The organism is Spirosoma horti, assembly GCF_054776595.1.
Genome location: NZ_BAAHBQ010000005.1, coordinates 401,753 through 421,233 on the forward strand (window position 1 = coordinate 401,753; position 19,481 = coordinate 421,233).

16 protein-coding genes are annotated in these 19,481 nt (G+C 49.2%); 3 read left to right on the forward strand and 13 right to left on the reverse strand.

Going from position 1 to position 19,481, the window contains the following annotated elements:
- Window positions 1-65 precede the first annotated feature (65 nt).
- Window positions 66-2,012, forward strand: a complete 1,947-nt coding sequence (locus tag ACYVAM_RS16720; RefSeq protein ID WP_461068972.1) for an asparagine synthase-related protein — start codon at window positions 66-68, stop codon at window positions 2,010-2,012.
- A gap of 10 nt (window positions 2,013-2,022) precedes the next feature.
- On the opposite strand, the gene ACYVAM_RS16725 is transcribed toward ACYVAM_RS16720, so the two are convergent.
- From ACYVAM_RS16725 to ACYVAM_RS16750, 6 genes are all read right to left on the reverse strand, one after another.
- The gene (locus ACYVAM_RS16725) at window positions 2,023-3,198 is read right to left on the reverse strand and encodes a nucleotidyltransferase family protein (RefSeq protein ID WP_461068974.1); all 1,176 of its coding nucleotides are present in this window, start codon (window positions 3,196-3,198) and stop codon (window positions 2,023-2,025) included.
- A gap of 20 nt (window positions 3,199-3,218) precedes the next feature.
- On the reverse strand, window positions 3,219-3,659 hold the full coding sequence (locus tag ACYVAM_RS16730) for a lasso peptide biosynthesis B2 protein (protein WP_461068976.1): 441 nt from the start codon (window positions 3,657-3,659) through the stop codon (window positions 3,219-3,221).
- Window positions 3,631-3,918, reverse strand: a complete 288-nt coding sequence (locus ACYVAM_RS16735) for a PqqD family peptide modification chaperone (RefSeq protein WP_461068978.1) — start codon at window positions 3,916-3,918, stop codon at window positions 3,631-3,633. Before ACYVAM_RS16735 ends, ACYVAM_RS16730 begins: the two co-directional genes overlap by 29 nt.
- A gap of 158 nt (window positions 3,919-4,076) precedes the next feature.
- Complete coding sequence (locus tag ACYVAM_RS16740) at window positions 4,077-4,223, reverse strand: hypothetical protein (protein WP_461068980.1); 147 nt, start codon at window positions 4,221-4,223, stop codon at window positions 4,077-4,079.
- Between the two features lie 48 nt (window positions 4,224-4,271).
- Window positions 4,272-5,309, reverse strand: a complete 1,038-nt coding sequence (locus ACYVAM_RS16745) for a T9SS type A sorting domain-containing protein (RefSeq protein WP_461068982.1) — start codon at window positions 5,307-5,309, stop codon at window positions 4,272-4,274.
- Between the two features lie 95 nt (window positions 5,310-5,404).
- The gene (locus ACYVAM_RS16750; RefSeq protein WP_461068984.1) at window positions 5,405-9,844 is read right to left on the reverse strand and encodes a beta strand repeat-containing protein; all 4,440 of its coding nucleotides are present in this window, start codon (window positions 9,842-9,844) and stop codon (window positions 5,405-5,407) included.
- Window positions 9,845-10,500: 656 nt separating this feature from the next.
- Between ACYVAM_RS16750 and ACYVAM_RS16755 the strand changes: the two genes are divergently transcribed.
- Window positions 10,501-10,803 carry a hypothetical protein gene (locus ACYVAM_RS16755; RefSeq protein WP_461068986.1) on the forward strand — a complete coding sequence of 101 codons (303 nt, stop codon included), beginning with the start codon at window positions 10,501-10,503 and terminating at the stop codon, window positions 10,801-10,803.
- Window positions 10,804-11,011: 208 nt separating this feature from the next.
- On the opposite strand, the gene ACYVAM_RS16760 is transcribed toward ACYVAM_RS16755, so the two are convergent.
- Window positions 11,012-13,624, reverse strand: a complete 2,613-nt coding sequence (locus ACYVAM_RS16760) for a M1 family metallopeptidase (RefSeq protein ID WP_461068988.1) — start codon at window positions 13,622-13,624, stop codon at window positions 11,012-11,014.
- A 143-nt stretch (window positions 13,625-13,767) separates the two neighbouring features.
- On the opposite strand from ACYVAM_RS16760, the gene ACYVAM_RS16765 reads away from it, so the two are divergent.
- Window positions 13,768-15,036 carry an asparagine synthetase B gene (locus tag ACYVAM_RS16765; protein WP_461068990.1) on the forward strand — a complete coding sequence of 423 codons (1,269 nt, stop codon included), beginning with the start codon at window positions 13,768-13,770 and terminating at the stop codon, window positions 15,034-15,036.
- A 94-nt stretch (window positions 15,037-15,130) separates the two neighbouring features.
- Here the strand turns inward: ACYVAM_RS16765 and ACYVAM_RS16770 are convergent, their stop codons facing one another.
- The 6 genes from ACYVAM_RS16770 to ACYVAM_RS16795 all read right to left on the reverse strand — a co-directional run bounded on the left by ACYVAM_RS16770 (window position 15,131) and on the right by ACYVAM_RS16795 (window position 19,368).
- Window positions 15,131-16,063: an NADP-dependent oxidoreductase gene (locus tag ACYVAM_RS16770; protein WP_461068992.1), complete on the reverse strand. Its 933-nt coding sequence runs from the start codon at window positions 16,061-16,063 to the stop codon at window positions 15,131-15,133.
- A 64-nt stretch (window positions 16,064-16,127) separates the two neighbouring features.
- Window positions 16,128-16,742 carry a 2,3-bisphosphoglycerate-dependent phosphoglycerate mutase gene (locus ACYVAM_RS16775; RefSeq protein ID WP_461068994.1) on the reverse strand — a complete coding sequence of 205 codons (615 nt, stop codon included), beginning with the start codon at window positions 16,740-16,742 and terminating at the stop codon, window positions 16,128-16,130.
- A gap of 136 nt (window positions 16,743-16,878) precedes the next feature.
- Complete coding sequence (locus ACYVAM_RS16780) at window positions 16,879-17,241, reverse strand: hypothetical protein (RefSeq protein WP_461068996.1); 363 nt, start codon at window positions 17,239-17,241, stop codon at window positions 16,879-16,881.
- Between the two features lie 547 nt (window positions 17,242-17,788).
- Window positions 17,789-18,022, reverse strand: a complete 234-nt coding sequence (locus tag ACYVAM_RS16785; RefSeq protein ID WP_461068998.1) for a hypothetical protein — start codon at window positions 18,020-18,022, stop codon at window positions 17,789-17,791.
- A 315-nt stretch (window positions 18,023-18,337) separates the two neighbouring features.
- The gene (locus tag ACYVAM_RS16790) at window positions 18,338-18,724 is read right to left on the reverse strand and encodes a hypothetical protein (protein ID WP_461069000.1); all 387 of its coding nucleotides are present in this window, start codon (window positions 18,722-18,724) and stop codon (window positions 18,338-18,340) included.
- A 38-nt stretch (window positions 18,725-18,762) separates the two neighbouring features.
- On the reverse strand, window positions 18,763-19,368 hold the full coding sequence (locus ACYVAM_RS16795) for a hypothetical protein (protein WP_461069002.1): 606 nt from the start codon (window positions 19,366-19,368) through the stop codon (window positions 18,763-18,765).
- Between the last annotated feature and the right edge of the window lie 113 nt (window positions 19,369-19,481).

The window sequence follows — 19,481 nt, forward strand, 5'->3', positions numbered from 1 at the left end:
ACATGAATTAAATTAGGTAGCTTTGGGAATATAGAAAACCAGGTTTTCTGTCTGGACGTGATACTATGAGTGGAATAGCAGGAGTTATCCGATTTGATGGACAGGAGGTGCCTGAAGTCGAAATTGCTGGAATGATCAAGTCGCTGGCCCATCGGGGCGAGGTCAGTCGTCAGGCTGTTGAGCGGGGGGTGTTGCTGTCCTTTGAGAGTACTCTTGAGATTAATTCGGTAACGGGAACACGTGCCGTAACTGATGCAGATCTATTTGTCAATGCGGAGCAAGACAACGTATTCACATCGATGTTTGCTCAGGATGGCCCCGATTCATTCAATGCTACAAATGCCGATTTTAGCGTTGCCCTGTGGATGGCCAGCCGCCAAACGCTTGTTTGCGCTCGTGACCCGCTGGGCATAAAGCCGTTTTATTATGTCCATCAGCCCGGCCGCTTTTTCGCCTTTGCCTCCGAAATAAAGGCGTTGCTGACCCTGCGGGAAGTTGCAGTAAAACCGAATGAAGGCAAGTTCAGGGAGTATCTGACCTGGACAACGAGTTACGTGCCTTATAGCAGAGAAACCTTTTACGAATCCATCTACAGTCTTTTGCCCGGTCATTACATCGAGGTAACTGCACAGGGTTTGGACCTTCGCCCTTTCTGGAAGATCAACCCGAACCTATACGGTGACCTGACTCGTCCTGAAGATTATTCGGAGCTATTTCACGACACGTTTACGGCGGCTATCGAACGGCGGATGACTGGGAAAAAACGGGTGGGCGCTCATTTGAGTGGTGGACTGGATTCGTCGTCGGTGAGTTCGGTGGCGCAGTCGCTGCTGGAAAAACAGCAGCGCCCCAGGCTGCATACGTTCAATATTGACACGGGACTGGCGTCTACGGATGAGTCTGAATACGTTCGGGCATTCATCAGTAAGTGGCAGCCGCAACACCATACCGTTCACCCGAAAGCGGATGTGCTGGAGTCCGTTCTGACAATTAATCAGTTGTTCGACCGGCCCGACCATTTCATTATTCCGTCCAGTTTTCACCTGGGTGTTTCGCAGGAAGCCCGTCAACTTGGCTGCGATATTCTGCTGACCGGGCATGACGGCGACAGTGTAATCGCCACTGGATTTGATTTCCTGGATCAATTGCTCGATGCCAGCGACTGGAACATGTTGCAGGCCGCCTGCCACCAGTACGTTGATCACCGATACCCACCAGATTTTGTTGCCAATCCGCCCCGGTTGCGAAATGATGAAGAATTTGAACGCTATGCGTTGAGTATCCTCGGAGCGAACCTGAAGAAACGGTTCCGGGAGCAGTCCTCTGGTGAATTTCTGAGCCAATTACGCCGGCAAAAACAAATTTTTGGCCTGTCGACGGCGGGAATTCTTGGCTACGCTGCCCGGCGGGTCAAGGCTAGACTGGCCCATCGGACACTACTCGATAATGCGTTTAGTGAGGACTTTAAACAGCGCGTTGCCCGCCGGGTACCCGTATCGACCGAGCCACTAACGACGGAGTTGAGTCAGGGCCGACCAGTTCCGGTAAATCAGATTTTGAATACGACCAATGTCATTTGTGCTGAGCAACTGAACCATATTGGTGCTCACTACGGCCATACATACTCCTTTCCTTTCTTCGATAAGCATGTTGTTGAAGCAGGGTTAGCAACGCCCCTGGAGGTTTGTTTCGATAAAGGGCGCGGCCGGGGTCTGATTCGAAATGGACTACATACCTTGATGCCTTCGGCCATTATAAACCGTTATACAAAAGCCAACTTTGTGGAATACGGCAATGTGTCGGCGCGACAACTGTATGAGGCTACCCACGAACAGTTTTCGTCCGCAGACCATCCCATTTGGGGCGTCATCGATCGGGCTGTTTTCGCTAAAATTGTGCGTGTGGTTTTCAACGCCAGGATACCCGTAAAGCAGAAAACCCGGTATAACTGGCTATTGAGCCGTATTATTTACCTGGCGCTCTGGCTGGGCTCATTTCCCCAAAAGGGTTGAGCCTGCATAGCTATCTGCGACGGCCTGGCAGAAACCGTAACAGAGACTGGGTGGCGCGAATGAAAAGGGTGATAAATCCGGCTTCTTTAGGGATGTAAATCAGGCGTTTGCCAACTCTGAACATACTGTATCTGAACACGCGGCTGGTAAGAAACGTAACACACGTTTTCAACTGCTTGCCAACGGACGTTTGTGCTTTGAGCAGTAGTGTCAATTGCGCTATAATAAGATAGCTGAATTCCCTGGGTTTTTCGGTTTCCCAGTTTTTTGCATAGGCTTCGGCAAGTGAACGGATTTTGGGTGTAGTCACCAGTTTCTGAACGGCCGGGGGCAATGGTAAATCCCAGATTTGCTGACACCAGTATAAGCCTGCCAGGAAAACTTCGTTAAACCCAAATCGGCTTAGTTCCTGCAGCAACCACGGCCAGTTCAGATCGGCCTTGACCAGCGTGAAATACAAATCATTGATGTAATAGAGTTGTTGCCAGATATTATTGACGCCATGATGCGTTGCCAGTAAGACGATTTTCCGTTCGGCCTCAAACGAGGGTTGCGCCTGCACATAAGCCAGGTCGAACAGCGCATAGCGCTGGTTGAAACCCATAATTTGCCAGTGCATGTCGATATCAAACTGGCTATCGTTGAAAAAAGGCTTAAATAAGCTTACTTCAAACAAATCGGAAAGAATCCGTTCCTCGCCCTGCCGCCATTGTAACTCTTGTTTTTCGGATAAATGATATTGGTGTTTTTGTAACAAGTCGATTGTGGCAAAGACATCGTTTGGTCTGATGAGTATGTCGATATCGCCACTGATGCGCAGGCCGCTGTCCGGATAAACGTGTTCGGCGAGGTATATTCCTTTGAGTGGCAGATGCTCGATTCCGTTGTCGGCCAGTAGCGCAGCAACACCATGATACTGATGCAGTTTTATCAGATTGTCGGTTGTCGTTACCTGGCAATCCTGCTTGAGAGCCGCAATGAAGGGCTTGGGAACCGTGTCTATCTGACGGAGCGACCGGTACAAAAAAGGCTTTAGCCGGTGCCGCTCGGCCAGGGTATACAGGCGGTTCCAGTCGATGGATTGCTGGCTGATGAAGTGAGTAATCTTGTCTCTTTTTTCGGCCGGTAGCTCTACCGAACAGGCCATTACAAGTAGTGTTACTTCAGGAGAAAGATCAACCGTCATATGGGGTATAGAAATGGTACTCAATTCCAGTCCAGGATGGGTTCGAATACCTGATTGGCCTGTTCGCCCAGGATAATTTTGTTTTTATAGACGACCCAGGCATGTGCCGAAAAATCCTGCTGTATGTTTTTGTGAACGCCAATGCATACGCGTACATCCGGGTGATTATGAAGCAGCCATTTTGCACTAAGCGCCTGTATCAGGCACGTGAAGCCGAGGGGAATCCGGTTACTCACTACCTGAATAGCCCAAACGGTATCGGTGAGTAATGCGCCGGACAGGGCTTCTGAAGGTTGAGCGGCCTTTCCGGTGGCCTTGAGGAATTTGTTGAAAGGAAAGAGGAGTAGCAGGCATTTGTAAGTGGCAAGCACCCCAAAGACCTTGACCAGCAGCCATTGTTTACGTCCGCTCAGGGATACGAATTTTGCTGCGCTATTCGCGGGCTTCGATAAGCTTTTCACGGAGTAGATTGTCTAGAAACAGCATTAACTCATTCTGGCAAACGGCGGGTTCTACATCAAACTCCTCCAGCAACTGCGCCTGAATCTCGTGAACCAGCAGGCTTTTTTTGTCCTGTAAAAGAGCCCAGATGAATCCACCGACTTCATTCAGTTCATAATAATTGCCAGCCTCATAATTCAAAAGAATGGTTTCGTTGCCCAGTACAGAAGAGGACTGGTTTGGCAGTAAATGAACGCGTGTGTTAAGCGTAAAGGGCATAGGGATACGGACTAAATTAGATTTGAAGGTAATGAAAAGAGCTTGATTCGCCAAGATGCAGGCAAATCAAGCTCAAAGGTATGCTTAATTAAAAAATGAGGTATTGTTTTGGCCGTCGTCTGTGCTACAGCCGTTGGCCGACAACGGCTGCATTTTCTTTATGCTGTGGCAAATGAACCGAAGCCGTCTGTAGCTGACCCACTTTTTAACGTCAGTTTTTTAACACTACCCAGTGATTTTAGCTTGGGCGTTTTGTAGGCTTTTTTTGGCGTAGGAGCCGATATATGTACAGTCTTTGTAGTCATGAGACAAGAAAAGTAAATGTGGTGAAATGAGTAAGTTGACAGCCTTGCTTATTGAACAACGATGCGATGCTGACGCGTCTGTCCCCGCTCTTCCACGGTAAGTACATAAACACCAGCCGATAACTTACCCGTTGCTTTCAATAGCAGGTTGCCCGATTGAATACCCGTTTTCTGGAATGACATTGGGCGGCCATCGGCGCCAAAGAAACCAACCGTTGCTGTTTCGGGCTCATCCAGACGAAGCGTAAACTGACCATCACTCACCACCGGGTTAGGATATACCCCGTATGCTTCTTCCCGCAGGACAACAGACGCCACTGGGAAAACCGTCGTTTTACCGCTCAGATCCGTTTGGGTCAACCGGTAATAGCTGGTGCCTGAGTAGGGCGTCTGATCGATCAACTGGTAATTTTTCAGCGAATTGCTTGTGGCAGCCAGTTCGCTCACTTCACCTACGCGCTCAAAACGTTTGAGATCCTTGCTGCGTTCAACCAGGTAGCCTTTGTTGTTGGTTTCCAGCGATGTTGTCCAGGCTACGGCCACCGTACGATTTTCCTGCGCTTTCGCGGTGAAGGAAACCAGTGCTACGGGCAGAGGACCGGTAACAGTGATTGGTGTTGAGGCATTGTCATTTGTAGGATTATTGGTTCCTACAGCTGGACTGGTAGTTGCGTTAATGGTGATTTGAGCAGGGGCAGATGTTGGTTGTATCCCAATAACATTAACCGTTACTACAATATCGGCATTACCAATTACCCCCTGAGTACTGTTCAATGTAATAATTGTACCTACAGTAGGGCTATAAGTCCCAACGGTGGACGTAATATTGGCTGAAGTTGGATTGATTGTAACACCGGCGGTGGTAACGCCAATATTAGGTGGCAGGTTTATTGTCCAGGCTGTATTGCTTGTCACCGAGATAGGGGTAGTACTTCCATTCCCTATATTGACCGCCACTGTACCGGTAGAATTAGTAGAGAGCGGGTTTGGATTGACTGAGAAGCCGCCAACAGATGGGTCTTGGGCATAACACGCATACCAACTGCCAATGCTCATTAACGACATTAGTAAAAGTTTTCTGGTCATAATCGTCTTGTTTTTATTTAACTGGTTAAACTGATAGAAAAAGAGATTTGTTGGCGCTAAAAGTATATAAATTCACTCTTAGCGCCAACAAAAGGTTATAAAGCATTTATTATTCTTACAAAAATATTATTTACTGGGTTACTATCGTAGGTTTTTGTAACATCATCGTTAACATTGATCGTAATGTTAGATATACTTCCAGATGTCACTGCATTACGCTTGATACTAAAGCCAAGTACTGCTGTAGCCTTCCCTGCTATAAATTGCCCTGCATTGATCTTTAATGTTAGTTGGCGGTCCTGATTATTGTTAATAACTGTCCATTTTGTATTATCAACCGATACAGTGGAGCCACCAGTTACACTAGTAGTAGTTATTGTATTATCGTAAGCTATAGTATAACCAAGCGGAGCCGTGAGCGTAATCACTATATTGCCACTAGAGGTTGGCTGGCCGGTTAATTCTGTAATTTCTACAGCCATGTTTCTGATCGCATCACTACCCGTAGCCAAAAACCCATTCTGAGGCAATCGGATGATTGGGGTCAGATCAGGCATTGACTGACCAACCAGTACGTGCAGGGTTGCGCTGCCACAAACCGACGGTGTGCTGTTATCACAGGCCGTGTACGTTAAGTCGACAGGACCCGTTACACCCGGTGCTGGCGTGAAGGTGTAGCTACCCGTTGCCGTCAGCACCAGCGTTCCCGACGAGGTCGACGTGGTGCCCGGATTCGAAACCGTCAGTGTATTGCCCAGATCGTTCGTGAGTACATTACCTGTCGCTGGCGTAACGCCCGCCGTCGATACATAGTCGTCGTTGATGCTTACGTTAGCGGGAGCGCCCGGCGCTTTTACCGTAATGCTAACCGTTGCCGTTGCACAATTCGCCTGCGTTTCGCATACCTGATACGTTACAATATCCGTTCCGTAGTAACCCGCCGTTGGGGTGTATACCAGGTTGCCATTTCCGTCGATGCTGGCCGTGCCGTGCGCTGGTCCTGTGGTAATGGTAGGCGTACCTAAGACACCTCCAGGATTGCCCGGTCCATCGTTCACTTTTACATTGATGACCGTAGCTGCTGGCGTCGTTGGACTGCCCGTTACGGTCGCAAAATCAGGATTGGCAACCGGTGGGTTCGTCGTTACGGCCGGATCGAGTACCGTGATCGTCAATGTCTGCGTGGTGCAATAGGTGGGAGGAGCCGGTGCGCAGACCGGAACATTATACACATATACCCCTGGCATTGCACTGCTGAAGGTAAATGTACCATTGCTGTTTACCGTCAACGAGGGTGTCGAGCCGCCTGGCGAACTGGCTGGTGACGGCGCCGGTCCATAGGTAGCACCCACCGGAATCACATCGTTCGTTTTAACACTGCCTGTTACGGGTACACTCTTGTTGGTGACCACGAAGTCCGGGTTGGGATTGAACGGGTTGATCAAGATGTGCAGTGTCCCGTTGGCACTGGCTACAGGATTGCCATTATCAGTCGTCGTGTAGGAGAAATCAACCGGGCCGGTAGCACCTGCCACGGGCGTGAAGGTGTAGCTGCCTGTCGCTGTAACGATGAGCGTACCTTTCCCCGCGATGGTTGTGGTCTGAGCCGTAATCGTCTGCGTATTGCCTTCAGGATCGCTATCGTTGGTTTTTACGTTCCCGCTGGCCGCCAGCCCCTGATACGTACTGACGTAATCGTCGGCAGCTACGGTTGTGTTCGTGCTGCCTGGTGCCTTCACCGTAATGGTTACTGTGGCTGTAGCGCATAGGTTCGAGCCTGGTGTTTCACACACCTGATAGGTGAGTACATCCGTTCCGTAAAAATTAGCATTGGGTGTATAGATCACGTTGCCGCTGCCATCGACCGTTGCCGATCCGTTGGCAGGGGGCGTTGTAATGGTTGGATTGCCTAACGTACCACCTGCATTACCTGGGCCGTCGTTCGCTTTAACGTTGATCGTTACGGCCAATGGATTGCTGGCTGCGCCTGTGGTAGACACAACATCCGGGTTGGCCACTGGCTTGTTGGTATTGACCGTTGGGTCAAGCACCGTAATGGTCAGTGTTTGCGTCGCGCAGTCCGTTCCTGATAAACCTGATCCGCAAACGGGAACAGAATAGACATATACCCCCGGTGTTGCACTAACGAATGTGTAGGTGCCGTCGGAGTTAACCGTCAGGCTTGGCGAGGAGCCCGCTGGCTGGGTCGTCGACGCAGGCGCTGGGCCATAGGTTGTGCCTGCTGGTACGATATCGTTCGTTTTGACGCTGCCTGTAGCCGGAACGTTTTTGTTGGTCACAGCGAAGTCAGGGTTTGTATTCAAGGCGCAAACCAGCCCGCCACCTGTCGAGCTGCGCGTATCGACGAAGGCACCGAATACGTCAAGATTGCCACCCAATACACCCACACCAACCAGTGGCGCTACGGTTAACTGAATTTCATCAAATGGTCTGGTTGTAATAAAACCAACGTTGGCAGCCGTACTTGTCGAACCGAATAGAGTGATTGACAAGTCGAGCAGACTACCATTACCGGTCCTGCTTTCCTGGAGCACCCCATCGTTGTAGGTCGTAATCGTTAAGGCACCCAATAGGTCGGCCAGGACAAGACCTGACACTTTCCGAACCGAAAAGCCTGCAAACGTGCCGGTCGGATAGGTACTGATGGGGTCGAGCACGGCTATGGATGCATTTGTTCCTACCGATGCGGTGTTGGTGATCTTTGCAAAATCTGTTGCAGAGGCTGAAACAACATTCCAGGGGTCCTGAATAGTCGTTGCGGCTGCCACAAGTCCTGTAACGCCAGTACGGGCAGCATCGATAACAACCGGGAAGGTTGGATTACTCAGGTTATACGACGTGTTACAGACGATGGTTGCCGCGCAGGTCTTCTCAAATATCGCGCTATAGATATTGATCGTGCCTAAATTGACGCCCACTAAACTTGGGAATGTAATCTTCACTTCATCGTAAGGCACCGTAGCCACGATACCGACAACCTGGCGGGTTAAGCCATTCAGTAGAACCGTAGTTGCCCCCACAACGATGGCATTGCCGGTACCCGTCTGTACCAAGGCACCATTGTTATAAAGCGAGATCGTTGCCGAGCCCACAACCGCTGCCGATACCACCGAATTGGTTTGAATGTCAAAGCCCGCAAAACTGTTGACGGGATACGTATCCACCGCATTCGCCACGGCAAAGGTGGCACTGGTTGACACACCGGCTGTCAATACAACCGTGGCAAAGTTTGTCAGATCCGTGTCAATTACGTTTGCGGAGTTATTGATGGCACAGGCGACACAAGCGGCTCCCGGAAATCCGGTGTTGTTCCCATCGACATAAACCGGCGATACAGGAGCTACCAGGGGCGTCAATGTGTTCTGAGGAATCGTGTTGTCGGAACAGGCAACGCTTGGGCCAGCGCAAAACTTCTCAACCACGAAGCCATATACTCTTGTTTCTTCAATACCAGCCGCGACTAATTTGGTCACCGTTAGTCTTATCTCGTCAAAAGGTTTGTCAGACGCTGTCAGGAAACCAATGACCCGACGACCTAGACCTGATGTGATCGACGTGTTGGCCGACAGCAGGCTGGACCCCGATATTGTCTGGGCCAGTGTCCCATTGTTATACGTCGAGATGGAGATACCGCCAAGTGCGCCCAGGTTCAGCAGGGCGGGGCTCGCAATATCAATACCGGCAAATGAACCACCCGGGTATTCGTTGATTGCATTTTTGATTGAGAACGTTGCCGCTGATCCTACACCCGCCGTTAAGCTTATAGATGCATAGTCAGTCAAATCAGCGCTTACCGCATTGTCAACATTGGTGATGCTACCAAGATTTAGAAGACCACCAAAACCGGTATTATTCGGATTTACATATACGGGAACCGTAGGGCTGGTTAGTGTCGTGAGTACGTTACAGGCTAGTGCTGGTGCCGAATCGCAGAAGCGCTCAATCAGGGGTGCATACACACTGATCGTTCCTGCAACACCTCCATACTCAATGCGAACTCGGTCGAAAGGAGCCGTTGCAATTAAGCCAATCTTTGTTTTGCCACCCAGAATCCCAATGTCTGCCAGGTTAGTAAAGTCCTTTTTATCTACCTCGGTGTCACTACTACCCAGATACGTTTTGATCGTTACAGTTGCTGCCAGGCTGGTACTATTGATAATAAAACCAGCAAAGGTACCTGCAGCATACACATTGGCGCCGGTAGCGTTATTGTCTTTTACTTCTATATAGGCCGAAGTTCCAAGAGCAGCCAGAAAGGTCGTAGCCGTTGTAAAAGTAGGATCGTTATCAATCAGATTTCCCTTGTTAGCGAACTCGTCTACAATACCAAATTTACTTGAAGTAGCGGTGAGGTTGCTAAACGTTGGGCTTGTGAGCGCCACAACCGTGTTACATGTGGCACTGCCTGATTGGGCCAGGGCCTGTGGCGCTACAAATAGGGACAGGCAGAGAGGAAGCAATGCAAAGAGATTTAATAAAAAATCCCGGCATAAGCAGGTAGATTGTTTTCTCATAAAAGTTGAATTAACTGAAACTAAGTGGATGGAAAAGTAAGTAAACTCTATGTACTAAAAAGTAATATTTAGTTTATACATTTATAGGAAAAACTCTCTTATATAGGGTGTCTATGAGTTCTTTAGGCGGTTAAAAGTATTGTAAAGTTTCTTTTATTTTAAAAAATATCTGTTTTTCGGTAAAAATGAATTCATATGAATACTTTTTGTAACATCTAATCATTATTACGTTAACAAGTGATATCTATACGTAAATAGAAATATAAGTATTGGTATATAGAATGTATATTATTACACTAATTCGTATCTAATCCTCTTTTTGTAGAGCCCCATCTAAGCCACAATAGATTAATTGGGTATGGTAGCCGGTACACTCGTTTCAGTGTCGTTCGTTTTTTACACTACTCAGGGCTTTAAGTAGCGGTGTTCTGTAGCCGTTGGAGGAAGATGGTAAAAGGAAGAAGGGCAAACCAGCGGAGTAATTGGTCGAGCCTTACTATGTAGAACGAATTTCTGCCAGGCCCATTCTTTGAGAAGATAGATAAATTCTGGTTTATTGTATTTATAATCAACAGGTTACAGGTATTTTAAAAAACAATATCAAACCATTTATCCAACAACCTGTTTATAAATTACTCAACAAAGAGACACTACTCATGGATAAATTACAGAAGTTCGAGTTGATGAACAAGATCGTTCGTGAACTGGAAGACCTTCAGAATAGCCAAACGGCGCTTATCGAGAAAATCGGTAAGATTGAAGTAGACAACATGAACGGGCTAAATGACTCGTATCTGGAAAAAAACCTGGGCACCATGCACGGGAAAATTGCCGAGAACGTCGATTCAGTGACCGAAATCTTCGCCCACTTTGAAGCACAACGCGACGAGTACGGCGAGAAAAATAGTGCCGCCATTGCAGCCGCTGAAGCTGCGGCCGCTTTGGAAGCAATCAAGTAATACCCCTCCTTTTCTACGCAAAAAGCCGGACTGTTTGTCCGGCTTTTTGCGTTAGTAAATAGACTGCAAACGAACTCATCCTGAGCAATCAGGCAGAAAGGAAAGCGTTGACAAAGCTGACAACTCTGATGATCGGGTAACTCGTGGTCCTGGTTTTGCCAACGCTTTCTGCTTACCTGAACAAAAATCAGCCTCGATCATGTCGCGGTTAATAAATTAGTTTACTTGCCCGGAACGGTCCGTCGGCCGCTTGCAACAGTTTAGCGCGTAAACGCGCATTGTAGGTTGGGCGGTCGGCCAGGAATTTGCGAACCAGTTGCGCCGTTTCGGGCGTCTGGTAGCTGGACAGGGTTGCGCGGAGCCAGGATTCGGGGAAGAAGATATCGCCCGTTCGCTGAATTTCCTCCACCAGATCAAGACTTTTAGGCAGGTATTTGGCCGATGTCTCCGCCCGTAACGGATGATGCAGATACCCAAGAGCTGCTGTTACCCAAGCCTCGTGTTCGCGGTTATCGTCACTGGCAAGGGAAGCAAAAAACGCGTCGCGTTCCGCTACATTCGATGATAGAGCAGGCATCATAAACTCCAGGCGTTTCCGCCGGTCCGGGTTTTTAATGCGCGACAGTTGTTTTGTCAGAATGCCACCGACCGGATAATCGCGGACGGCCAGCGCAAGGGCCAGCGCCGTGTAATCATCTTCGGTAAGGGTAACGCCCGCGGGAGCTTTCTGCTCATTCCAGATCGTATAAAGCCGGTCGCGGGCTTCTGTACTCAGCGCAATCGACTGATACAGCCGAAACAACAGCTTCTTCTTTCCGGAGGCAGCTTCCTGTCCCATGGCTTTCCAGGCATCCTGCTCCACGGCCGCTGCCAGCGCAGGCCGATTTTCGGGTTTGGTTAATGTCCAGACAATGTCTGAAAGCTGACTGGTCAATAAGCGAAGATTCAGTTCTTCGGGTTCATTAGCCAGCAATGTCCGATAGGTGGTTGCCAACTGTGCCGGGGTTATACCCTGGCCCGAAAGCATGTTTTCGTATAGATTAATATAGGTCGAAGCCCGTGTTACCGGGTTTTTAAGCGTCGCCAGTTTTGGCAGCATCGCGGTATCGACCGGGAAGAGCCCATAGCCCTGTCCCGACGAATTGAACACCACAAACAATGGAGCGGGCTTGCCCACCGCTTCCGGGAGCGTTACTTGCGGCTGCGTCATATTTACGGTCAGTTCCTCCACATGATCGGGATAAACCAGGGCAATCTGAAATCCCTGTGGCCAAAGACGAACCGAACCATCCTCCGCCGTTTGTGAAATAACCAGGCGGCTGATTTTATCACCCTGCCTGTCGAGCTGATACCTGAACTTTGGTCGGCCGGTTTCGTTGACCCATACCCGATTCCAGGTTTGCAGATCGGCCGGTGTATGCGTATCCAGAATGCTGATCAGGTCAACCCAGCTCGCATTGCCGGACGTATATTTTTTGAGGTACTCGCGCAAGCCGTCCCGCAGGGCAGTTTTGCCCATCAACTGCTCCAACTGGCGCATCATAATAGGAGCCTTATGGTAAATGATCCCACCATAGAGTGAACCCGCTTCCTGCAAATTGGCCAATGGCTGGCCAATAGGATTAGCCCCTTCGGTACGATCCACGCCATAAGCCGCCGGATAATGATCCACCACAAATTGGAGGTCGTAGTTGGCCTCGGTGCGGTCCGATGCTTCGGTCGAGACCTCCATGATCTTGTCGGCAATGAAGTTGGCAAACACTTCTTTGAGCCAGACATCGTCGAACCAGCGCATGGTGACCAGATCGCCAAACCACATGTGGGCCGTTTCGTGGGCAATCACATGGGCGCGGGATAAACGTTGGTCGCGGGTGGCGCCATTGTCCAGAAATAAAGCCGATGAGCGGTAATCGATCGCCCCGACATGTTCCATACCGCCGTATTGAAAATCGGGCACTGCCACAAAGTCGAACTTCTGAAAAGGATACGGAATCTGAGTATACTCTTCCAAAAACGTCAGGGCATCGGCATGGAGTGAAAAGAGCAGGTCAGTGCTTAGGCGTAGCTTGGTCGAATCCGTTTCGCGATGGAGAAGTGTCATGGGGCGCCGGTTCAGGGTGCGGCTCACCGGCGTAAACTTGCCGGCCACGAACGAGAACAGATAGGTGGGAATAAGGTCTGATGTCAGAAAATTGACCGTTTTTCGGTCACCCACCACCGACGAGTCACGCACGGGTGCATTGGTCATGGCCTGCCAGGTGGACGGAATGGTTAGCGACACCTGGAACGTAGCTTTCAGATCGGGCTGATCGAAGCAGGGAAAAACCGTTCGGGCGCGGTCAGGAACGAGCAGCGTGTACAGGTATTCATCGTTGCGATTGAGGGATAAATTCCCCGCAGCAAACTGAATAGAAATCGTATTCTTTCCGGGCTTCAGGAAAGCAGTAGAAATAAGCAGATGTTCGCTCTCAAAGACAATCGGAATGCTGGCACCATTGGCCGAAACCGCCTGCAAATGAGTGCGTTCTTCTTTAAAGTCAAGTTGCAGTGCATTTTTGTCAGAGCCCGATGCTGTCCAGAAAAAAGTAATTGTTTCGGTGGATAGAATAGGCTGGTTTTTTTGCGTGGGAATGTCGAACTTTAATGCATACGCCAGTTGGCTGATTTGCTGCTTTCTGGCTTTGGCGAGTGTCTGCGATACGCCGGTTTCGACCAGGAAGGACTTTGCTGGTGAGGACCGATGACTGCACGACATCGTGAGTGAACTAAGGACGAGTAGCGTAAGGCCGTAACAAGTGATTTTTGAAAAGTTCCAGACCATTGAGGTAGGGGAGTTGATGGGCGTTTGTTGTTTCCGATTCCTGATAAAGTCAGGCCGTTGGTGACGCAGCAATCCCAACCGATCAACCGACAAACTGAAATTGGAAATGGGTTAACAACGTTGGGTCAAAAATAACGCACGTTATGAAACGGCACCTATCTTTTCTGTTATTACTGGCAATTATCGGTCGGGCGGTTCCGGGCTGGGCCAACTCGATTCTGATTCCCATGGATAATCAGCAGTCGAATCACCTCAAGGCATACGGTATTGCCTATAAGGCGCTGAAAGAAGATCTGGATGTCGACTGGTTACTGAATTACCGGGGCGGCAGTTTCATGATCAAACAGATTGCTTCTATTGAAACCGAATGCCGGGTGCGGGGCGTTTCGGTCGAAGTCATTTCGGATGCCAAAGCGGCTTCGATCAAACAGCAATTATCCGATCCCGATGTAAATATGAACGTGGTCACGCTTCAGAAAGCAGCCAAGATCATCGTTTACTCACCCATCAAAGTAAGTCCGGCCGAGTTTGAAAATACCGATGCCGTTTTGCTGGTACTGACCTACGCCGAAATTCCCTATGAAGTCGTTTACGACGAAGAAGTGCTGAAAGGCGATTTGCCCAAATATGACTGGCTACACCTGCACCATGAAGATTTTACGGGGCAATATGGGCGAAACATGCATCGGCAATCACTGACCGATATTAAGGTACAGGAAGATATTGCCCGAAAGTACGGTTACCCGAAAGTGTCGCAGATGAAGCTGGCTGTAGCCAAAGGCATCAAAGCATTCTGTGCGGGTGGGGGATATCTCTTCGCCATGTGTTCGGCCGCCGAAACGCTCGACATTGCGCTGGCTGCCGATGGCGTCGATATTGTGGGCAGCAGCTACGACGGCGACGACGTCGATCCGGATGCTCAGTCGAAACTTGATTTTAGCAAGACCTTTGCTTTTGGCAATTTCACCCTCGAAGGCGACAATGGCTACCGGGGATTCTCTACTTTCTCGGATATCAATTCGGCAGGTGGACGTGGGTTCGATCAGGCCAGCGGTTTTTTCGAACTGTTTAATTTCTCGGCCAAGTGGGATGTTATTCCGGCCATGCTCACCCAAAACCATGAGTCCATTATCAAGGAATTCTTCGGCCAGACAACCGCCTTCCGGAAATCAGCCGTTAAGCCCAGCTCACTGGTGATGGGTGAAGGCAAAACCTCCGATCGCTATATCTATGGTGAATCGGGTAAGGGCCAATGGACATTCTACGGCGGGCATGATCCCGAAGGGCTTCGGGGGGGGGGCGGCTTCCGTAATCCTACCGACCTGAATCTGCATCCTCACTCACCCGGCTATCGGCTTATTCTAAATAACGTTTTGTTCCCTTCGGCCCGAAAGAAGAAACGGAAAACGTAAGAGGTAACTGGATGGTTATGATTGATAAGATTAGGTTGACCAGAAATCACTGAGAATCTTAGCAATCATAACCATCTGCGTTCTATTAGCCAACTCAAAACGTCAGCACGATTTTTCCGGTTGTCCGGCGGCTCTCCAGCTTTTGATGGGCATCAGCGATTTGATCAGCAGGTAAAACCTCGCTCACGGAAATTTTTAGTTTGCCCGCGTCAATAAACTCATTAATGGTACGCAGGTCATCACCACTGGTGTGGACCAGAATACGCTCTGCGCGAATATCGGGGCGAATGGCCAGCACTTTATCCATAGCGCCATAGGCAATGGAAATCAACCGGCCGTTTGGTTTCAGGACTTTAGCCGAAGCCATGATGGTATCGGCACCGGCCGTATCGAAAACAAGGTCAATGTCGCTTACTGAATCCTCTACGCTGGTTTGGGTATAGTCGATGAACGCATCGGCTCCCAACGACCGAACGAAGGCTTCGTTTTTACCGGATGCGGTCCCGATTACATAAGCGCCCAGTGCTTTTGCCAGTTGGACGCCCAGGTGGCCAACGCCACCGGATGCTGCCTGAATCAAGACTTTCTCGCCCGATTTCAGTTGGCCATGTTCGGTCAGCGCCTGCCAGGCCGTAAGGACAGCCAGCGGAGCTGCGGCCGCTTCTTCAAACGATAGGGCTGCGGGTTTGAGCGCCAGGTGAGCAGCGGGAGCGGCTACGTATTCGGCGTATGCCTGGCCTGGTTTCGGGAAGTTGACCATGCCATACACGGCATCGCCGGGTTTGAATGTTGTCACGTCAGAACCGGCTTCAACCACCTCACCCGCCATGTCCCAGCCCAGCACAATGGGATGCGTATAGTCTTTTGAGTAGGGTGCGGCACCAGTACGGGTTTTGAAGTCGGCGGGATTCACCCCAAATGCCCTGACTTTAACCAGAACTTCATCGGCCCTGATGGCTGGAGTGGGTATATCCTGAACGGTAAAGTTTTCGGCACCACCCCAATCGCTTAATACAACGGCTTTCATACGTTTACGTTTTGTCTTTCTTTGCGTCTGAGTCAACAGGATCGTGTCCAAAAGAATTCACGTTTTAGCTCGGTAATAGCCTGAACTCACCCGTTGCTGCGTCGTACTCATATTGGCGGGGAATGCCCGTTGCCAACTCAACTTTCTCAATGTCTTCGGGGCTGATGTGTTCCAGATCCATCAGCAGGGCCCGCAGGCTGTTGCCATGGGCTACCACGAGTACTGGCTGGCCAGCCTGCAGATGAGGCAGAATTTTGCTCTGGAAGTAAGGAATAACCCGCGCGTAGGTATCGGCCAGGCTCTCGCCATTGGGGGGCTGATCGGTGTAACCACGTCGCCAGCGGAAAACCTGTTCAGCTCCGAAGCGCTCTTCGGCTTCGTGCTTGTTCATGCCCTGCAAATCGCCATACATGCGTTCATTGAGAGCCGCACTTTGTTCGACGGGCAAATCGGTCTGGCCAATTTCGGCCAGAATAATCGCCATTGTTTCAATGGCCCGTTGCAAAACCGACGTAAAGCCAATGGCAAAATTGGGCGGCTGTTTGGCCTTCAGTAAGATACCGGCTTCGCGGGCTTCGTGGCGGCCAAGATCAGTTAACGGGGTATTGGTGGAACCCGTAAAGCGATTTTCGGAGTTCCACTGGGATTGTCCATGCCGGACGATAACGAAAAGAGGCATAATAAGTTAAAACAGGCTGTATAGGGTAACTACTACTAGATTGGGCAAAGTGTTCAAGCCCAAAGTGGGTTGGTGTTTGCCCGATGATAGAAGCCTTGGTCTGATCGGCCTGTCTTAACAAAGGTAATAAACCAGGCTAGGGTAAATTGATTACTTCGGCAACGATATTGCTTTCTGCCAGCACTTCCTTGGCGTAGGAACGGTGCCCTCTGGGCGACATCAGATACAGTTTTCCTCCTTTTACGGCGGCTAACTGACTCAATAATTTTAATTTGGACAGCAAGTGCCGCGCTTCATCGCCACTGCTTTTCAATATCACCTCGAAGTACGACTCCTGATCGAATTGTTTTCCTGTTACGTCAGGAATGAACTGTTCGCTGTCTTGCTGACGACCGTAGGAGATGGGGGTTTGAAACCCTTCTGTATTGGCTTTGATGTCGTTGAACCCATGTACTCGCACCCAGTCAGCTACTTTCGGGATGTATGTTTGTTTGCTCATGAATAAGGTAATTTAATAGTCAATTAATTAGCGTCCAGCTACCGAGTTCGCCAACGCGGCATAAGCGCTTTTCATTAGATCAGGTTAAGCGAAAAAAAAGTCAGAACTTTTCCTTTCTGACAACTCCCGAATTTATTTCGGCTAAAAAAACACTGCGTGACGACTACACACTTGAATTAATAGGAGGCAAATCTGCCAGCGGTAATCCTGTCGTACGGGCAGCAATCGGGGTTTGGTACTCAAAAAAGGAGTATTAGATAGCAAACGCTGTCTGAATGGACGGCAAGATACGAAAGTATCCTGAGACAGTTCAGTAATAGTCACCCTGATCCATTCATCAGGTTCATCGGTAAACAGTGGGTTCAACGTTCTGCGTAGCCATAAAAAGAGAGTTATACCGATAAATCTAACCGTCTGTTTATAAAACGAAAGAAATTACCTTAAGCTTGTGTACTCTGAAAGAAACAAAAAAGCCGGTTGGCTGACCGGCTCTTGTGTAGGTGAAAAGTGGGTTGTTCAGTAGGTAGAGACTACGTTTATACGTTCTTCAATTGATTCGGGTAAACGTATGCTGGCAATTATAGCAGTGATACACACGGGTTGGAATGAAGAAAAGGATATACTTAAGAAAAAAGGAACGAGGCACCCGTTCCAGTGCATACGTACGCTGACAGGATGGGCAAGCGCGCTTGAATGTTAACCGATGCCCTTTTGAGGAGTTAAGTTGTGAATGAGCCTCTTTTTCAGATGCCTGATCAGATGTCGCGTAGAGTGAGTTCATGAGATAAAAAGAGATGAGGTTTTCGGTAACTAAGTTTGCAATTTTTTGTTTTAATAAACATTAAATATACTCAACGGTGGATTGTATAAGTATCGGGCAAGTCTCCCTTTGATTAATGAAAAAATAGCCTTTAGTGCCTAGGTAGCCCACTTTCGTTAACGTAAATAGCTTAAGTAGGCCGGTTTGGGCAACACGTGTATTTACTCAGAGCGTTGTTCCACCGGGTTGGTGTGTCAGGCAATAAAAAAGGCATAGCAGATAGAATCCACTATGCCTTTATATATGATTTACTTACTGCGGACTAATTGCCTGTTATTAATTTGGCTCAAGCGGGAGCTTTCTTCGTTTCAGCATATAGATGAATGTACTTTCTGACCCGGATTCGTTACCGATCACCTGAGTAGAAATCAATTCCCAGCCTTGTCTGACCATGAAGTTGAGTGCATCGATGGTTGAATTAAAGACCATGGGCTGCCGGTTGGGACCACTGATTTGTTGTCGGTTTAGTCCAGAGTTTAAATACCGTTGTCCATAGTCGATGACGATGTGCGCTTTGGACAACAGACTGGCATTGGAACCAATCAACTGGCAATAGGGCGTGTTTAGTGTATCAATTAGAACGCCGTCGACATAAACCTGACTAAAAGAAGCCTTGGCGGTTATCAAACCAAAGAATAGGGTGAGTAGAAAAACGGGTTTCATAGCGCACAAGCGGGTTACACCAGGTCAAAAGAGTCTACTTATCGACGAAAGGTTGTAACAGCTTCCTCATAAATACGAACGCCGGGTATTTCGCGAACGCCGTTGGCAATATCGGCTTTAATGGCTCCCTCATCGATGATCCAGTACCCATTAGGCACCTGATTTGGGTCGACGATGTTAAATGTCCACTTCATCTGTACCCCCTTGGGCTTGGCAACCAGGGCTACGTCAGGCATCAGCCAGGTTGTCTGACCCGACTCGGTCTGGGCCGTTTGCTGGGCGGCTTGGGCCTGCTGATGCTCCCGAACCCGCAGCACTTCCCGATTATAATGGTCGACCGCATCTTTCAGAGGCTGCATAGCGGCCAGAATAGGGGCCGTCATCTCTTTCTCAATCTCCATCCAGTCGTGTTTCTGTTTGTCGAGCTGACGGGTAATCTTCAGTCGTTCAGCTGCTACGAGCTTGATCAGCTCGTGCCCCTGGGCAACATGTTTAATAAGAGCTTCCTGCTGTTCGGGTGTACCGCAAACGGCGGGTTGCTGACGAAGAAAGGCGACATAGTCTGACAGGGACGACTGGAGCAGTTCGCGTCCGCTCGAATCCGTTAGAGATAGGCCGGTGGTGGGTTTGGGTTCAGTATCCATACCCCTAAAAGCAATCAGAGGGTATAAATGTTGGCAAAATCATATCTCTTTGTGTATAATTGTTACCTGTCAATGTTGCTGAACAGAGCATTGGTTATAAAATAAAACAGAAG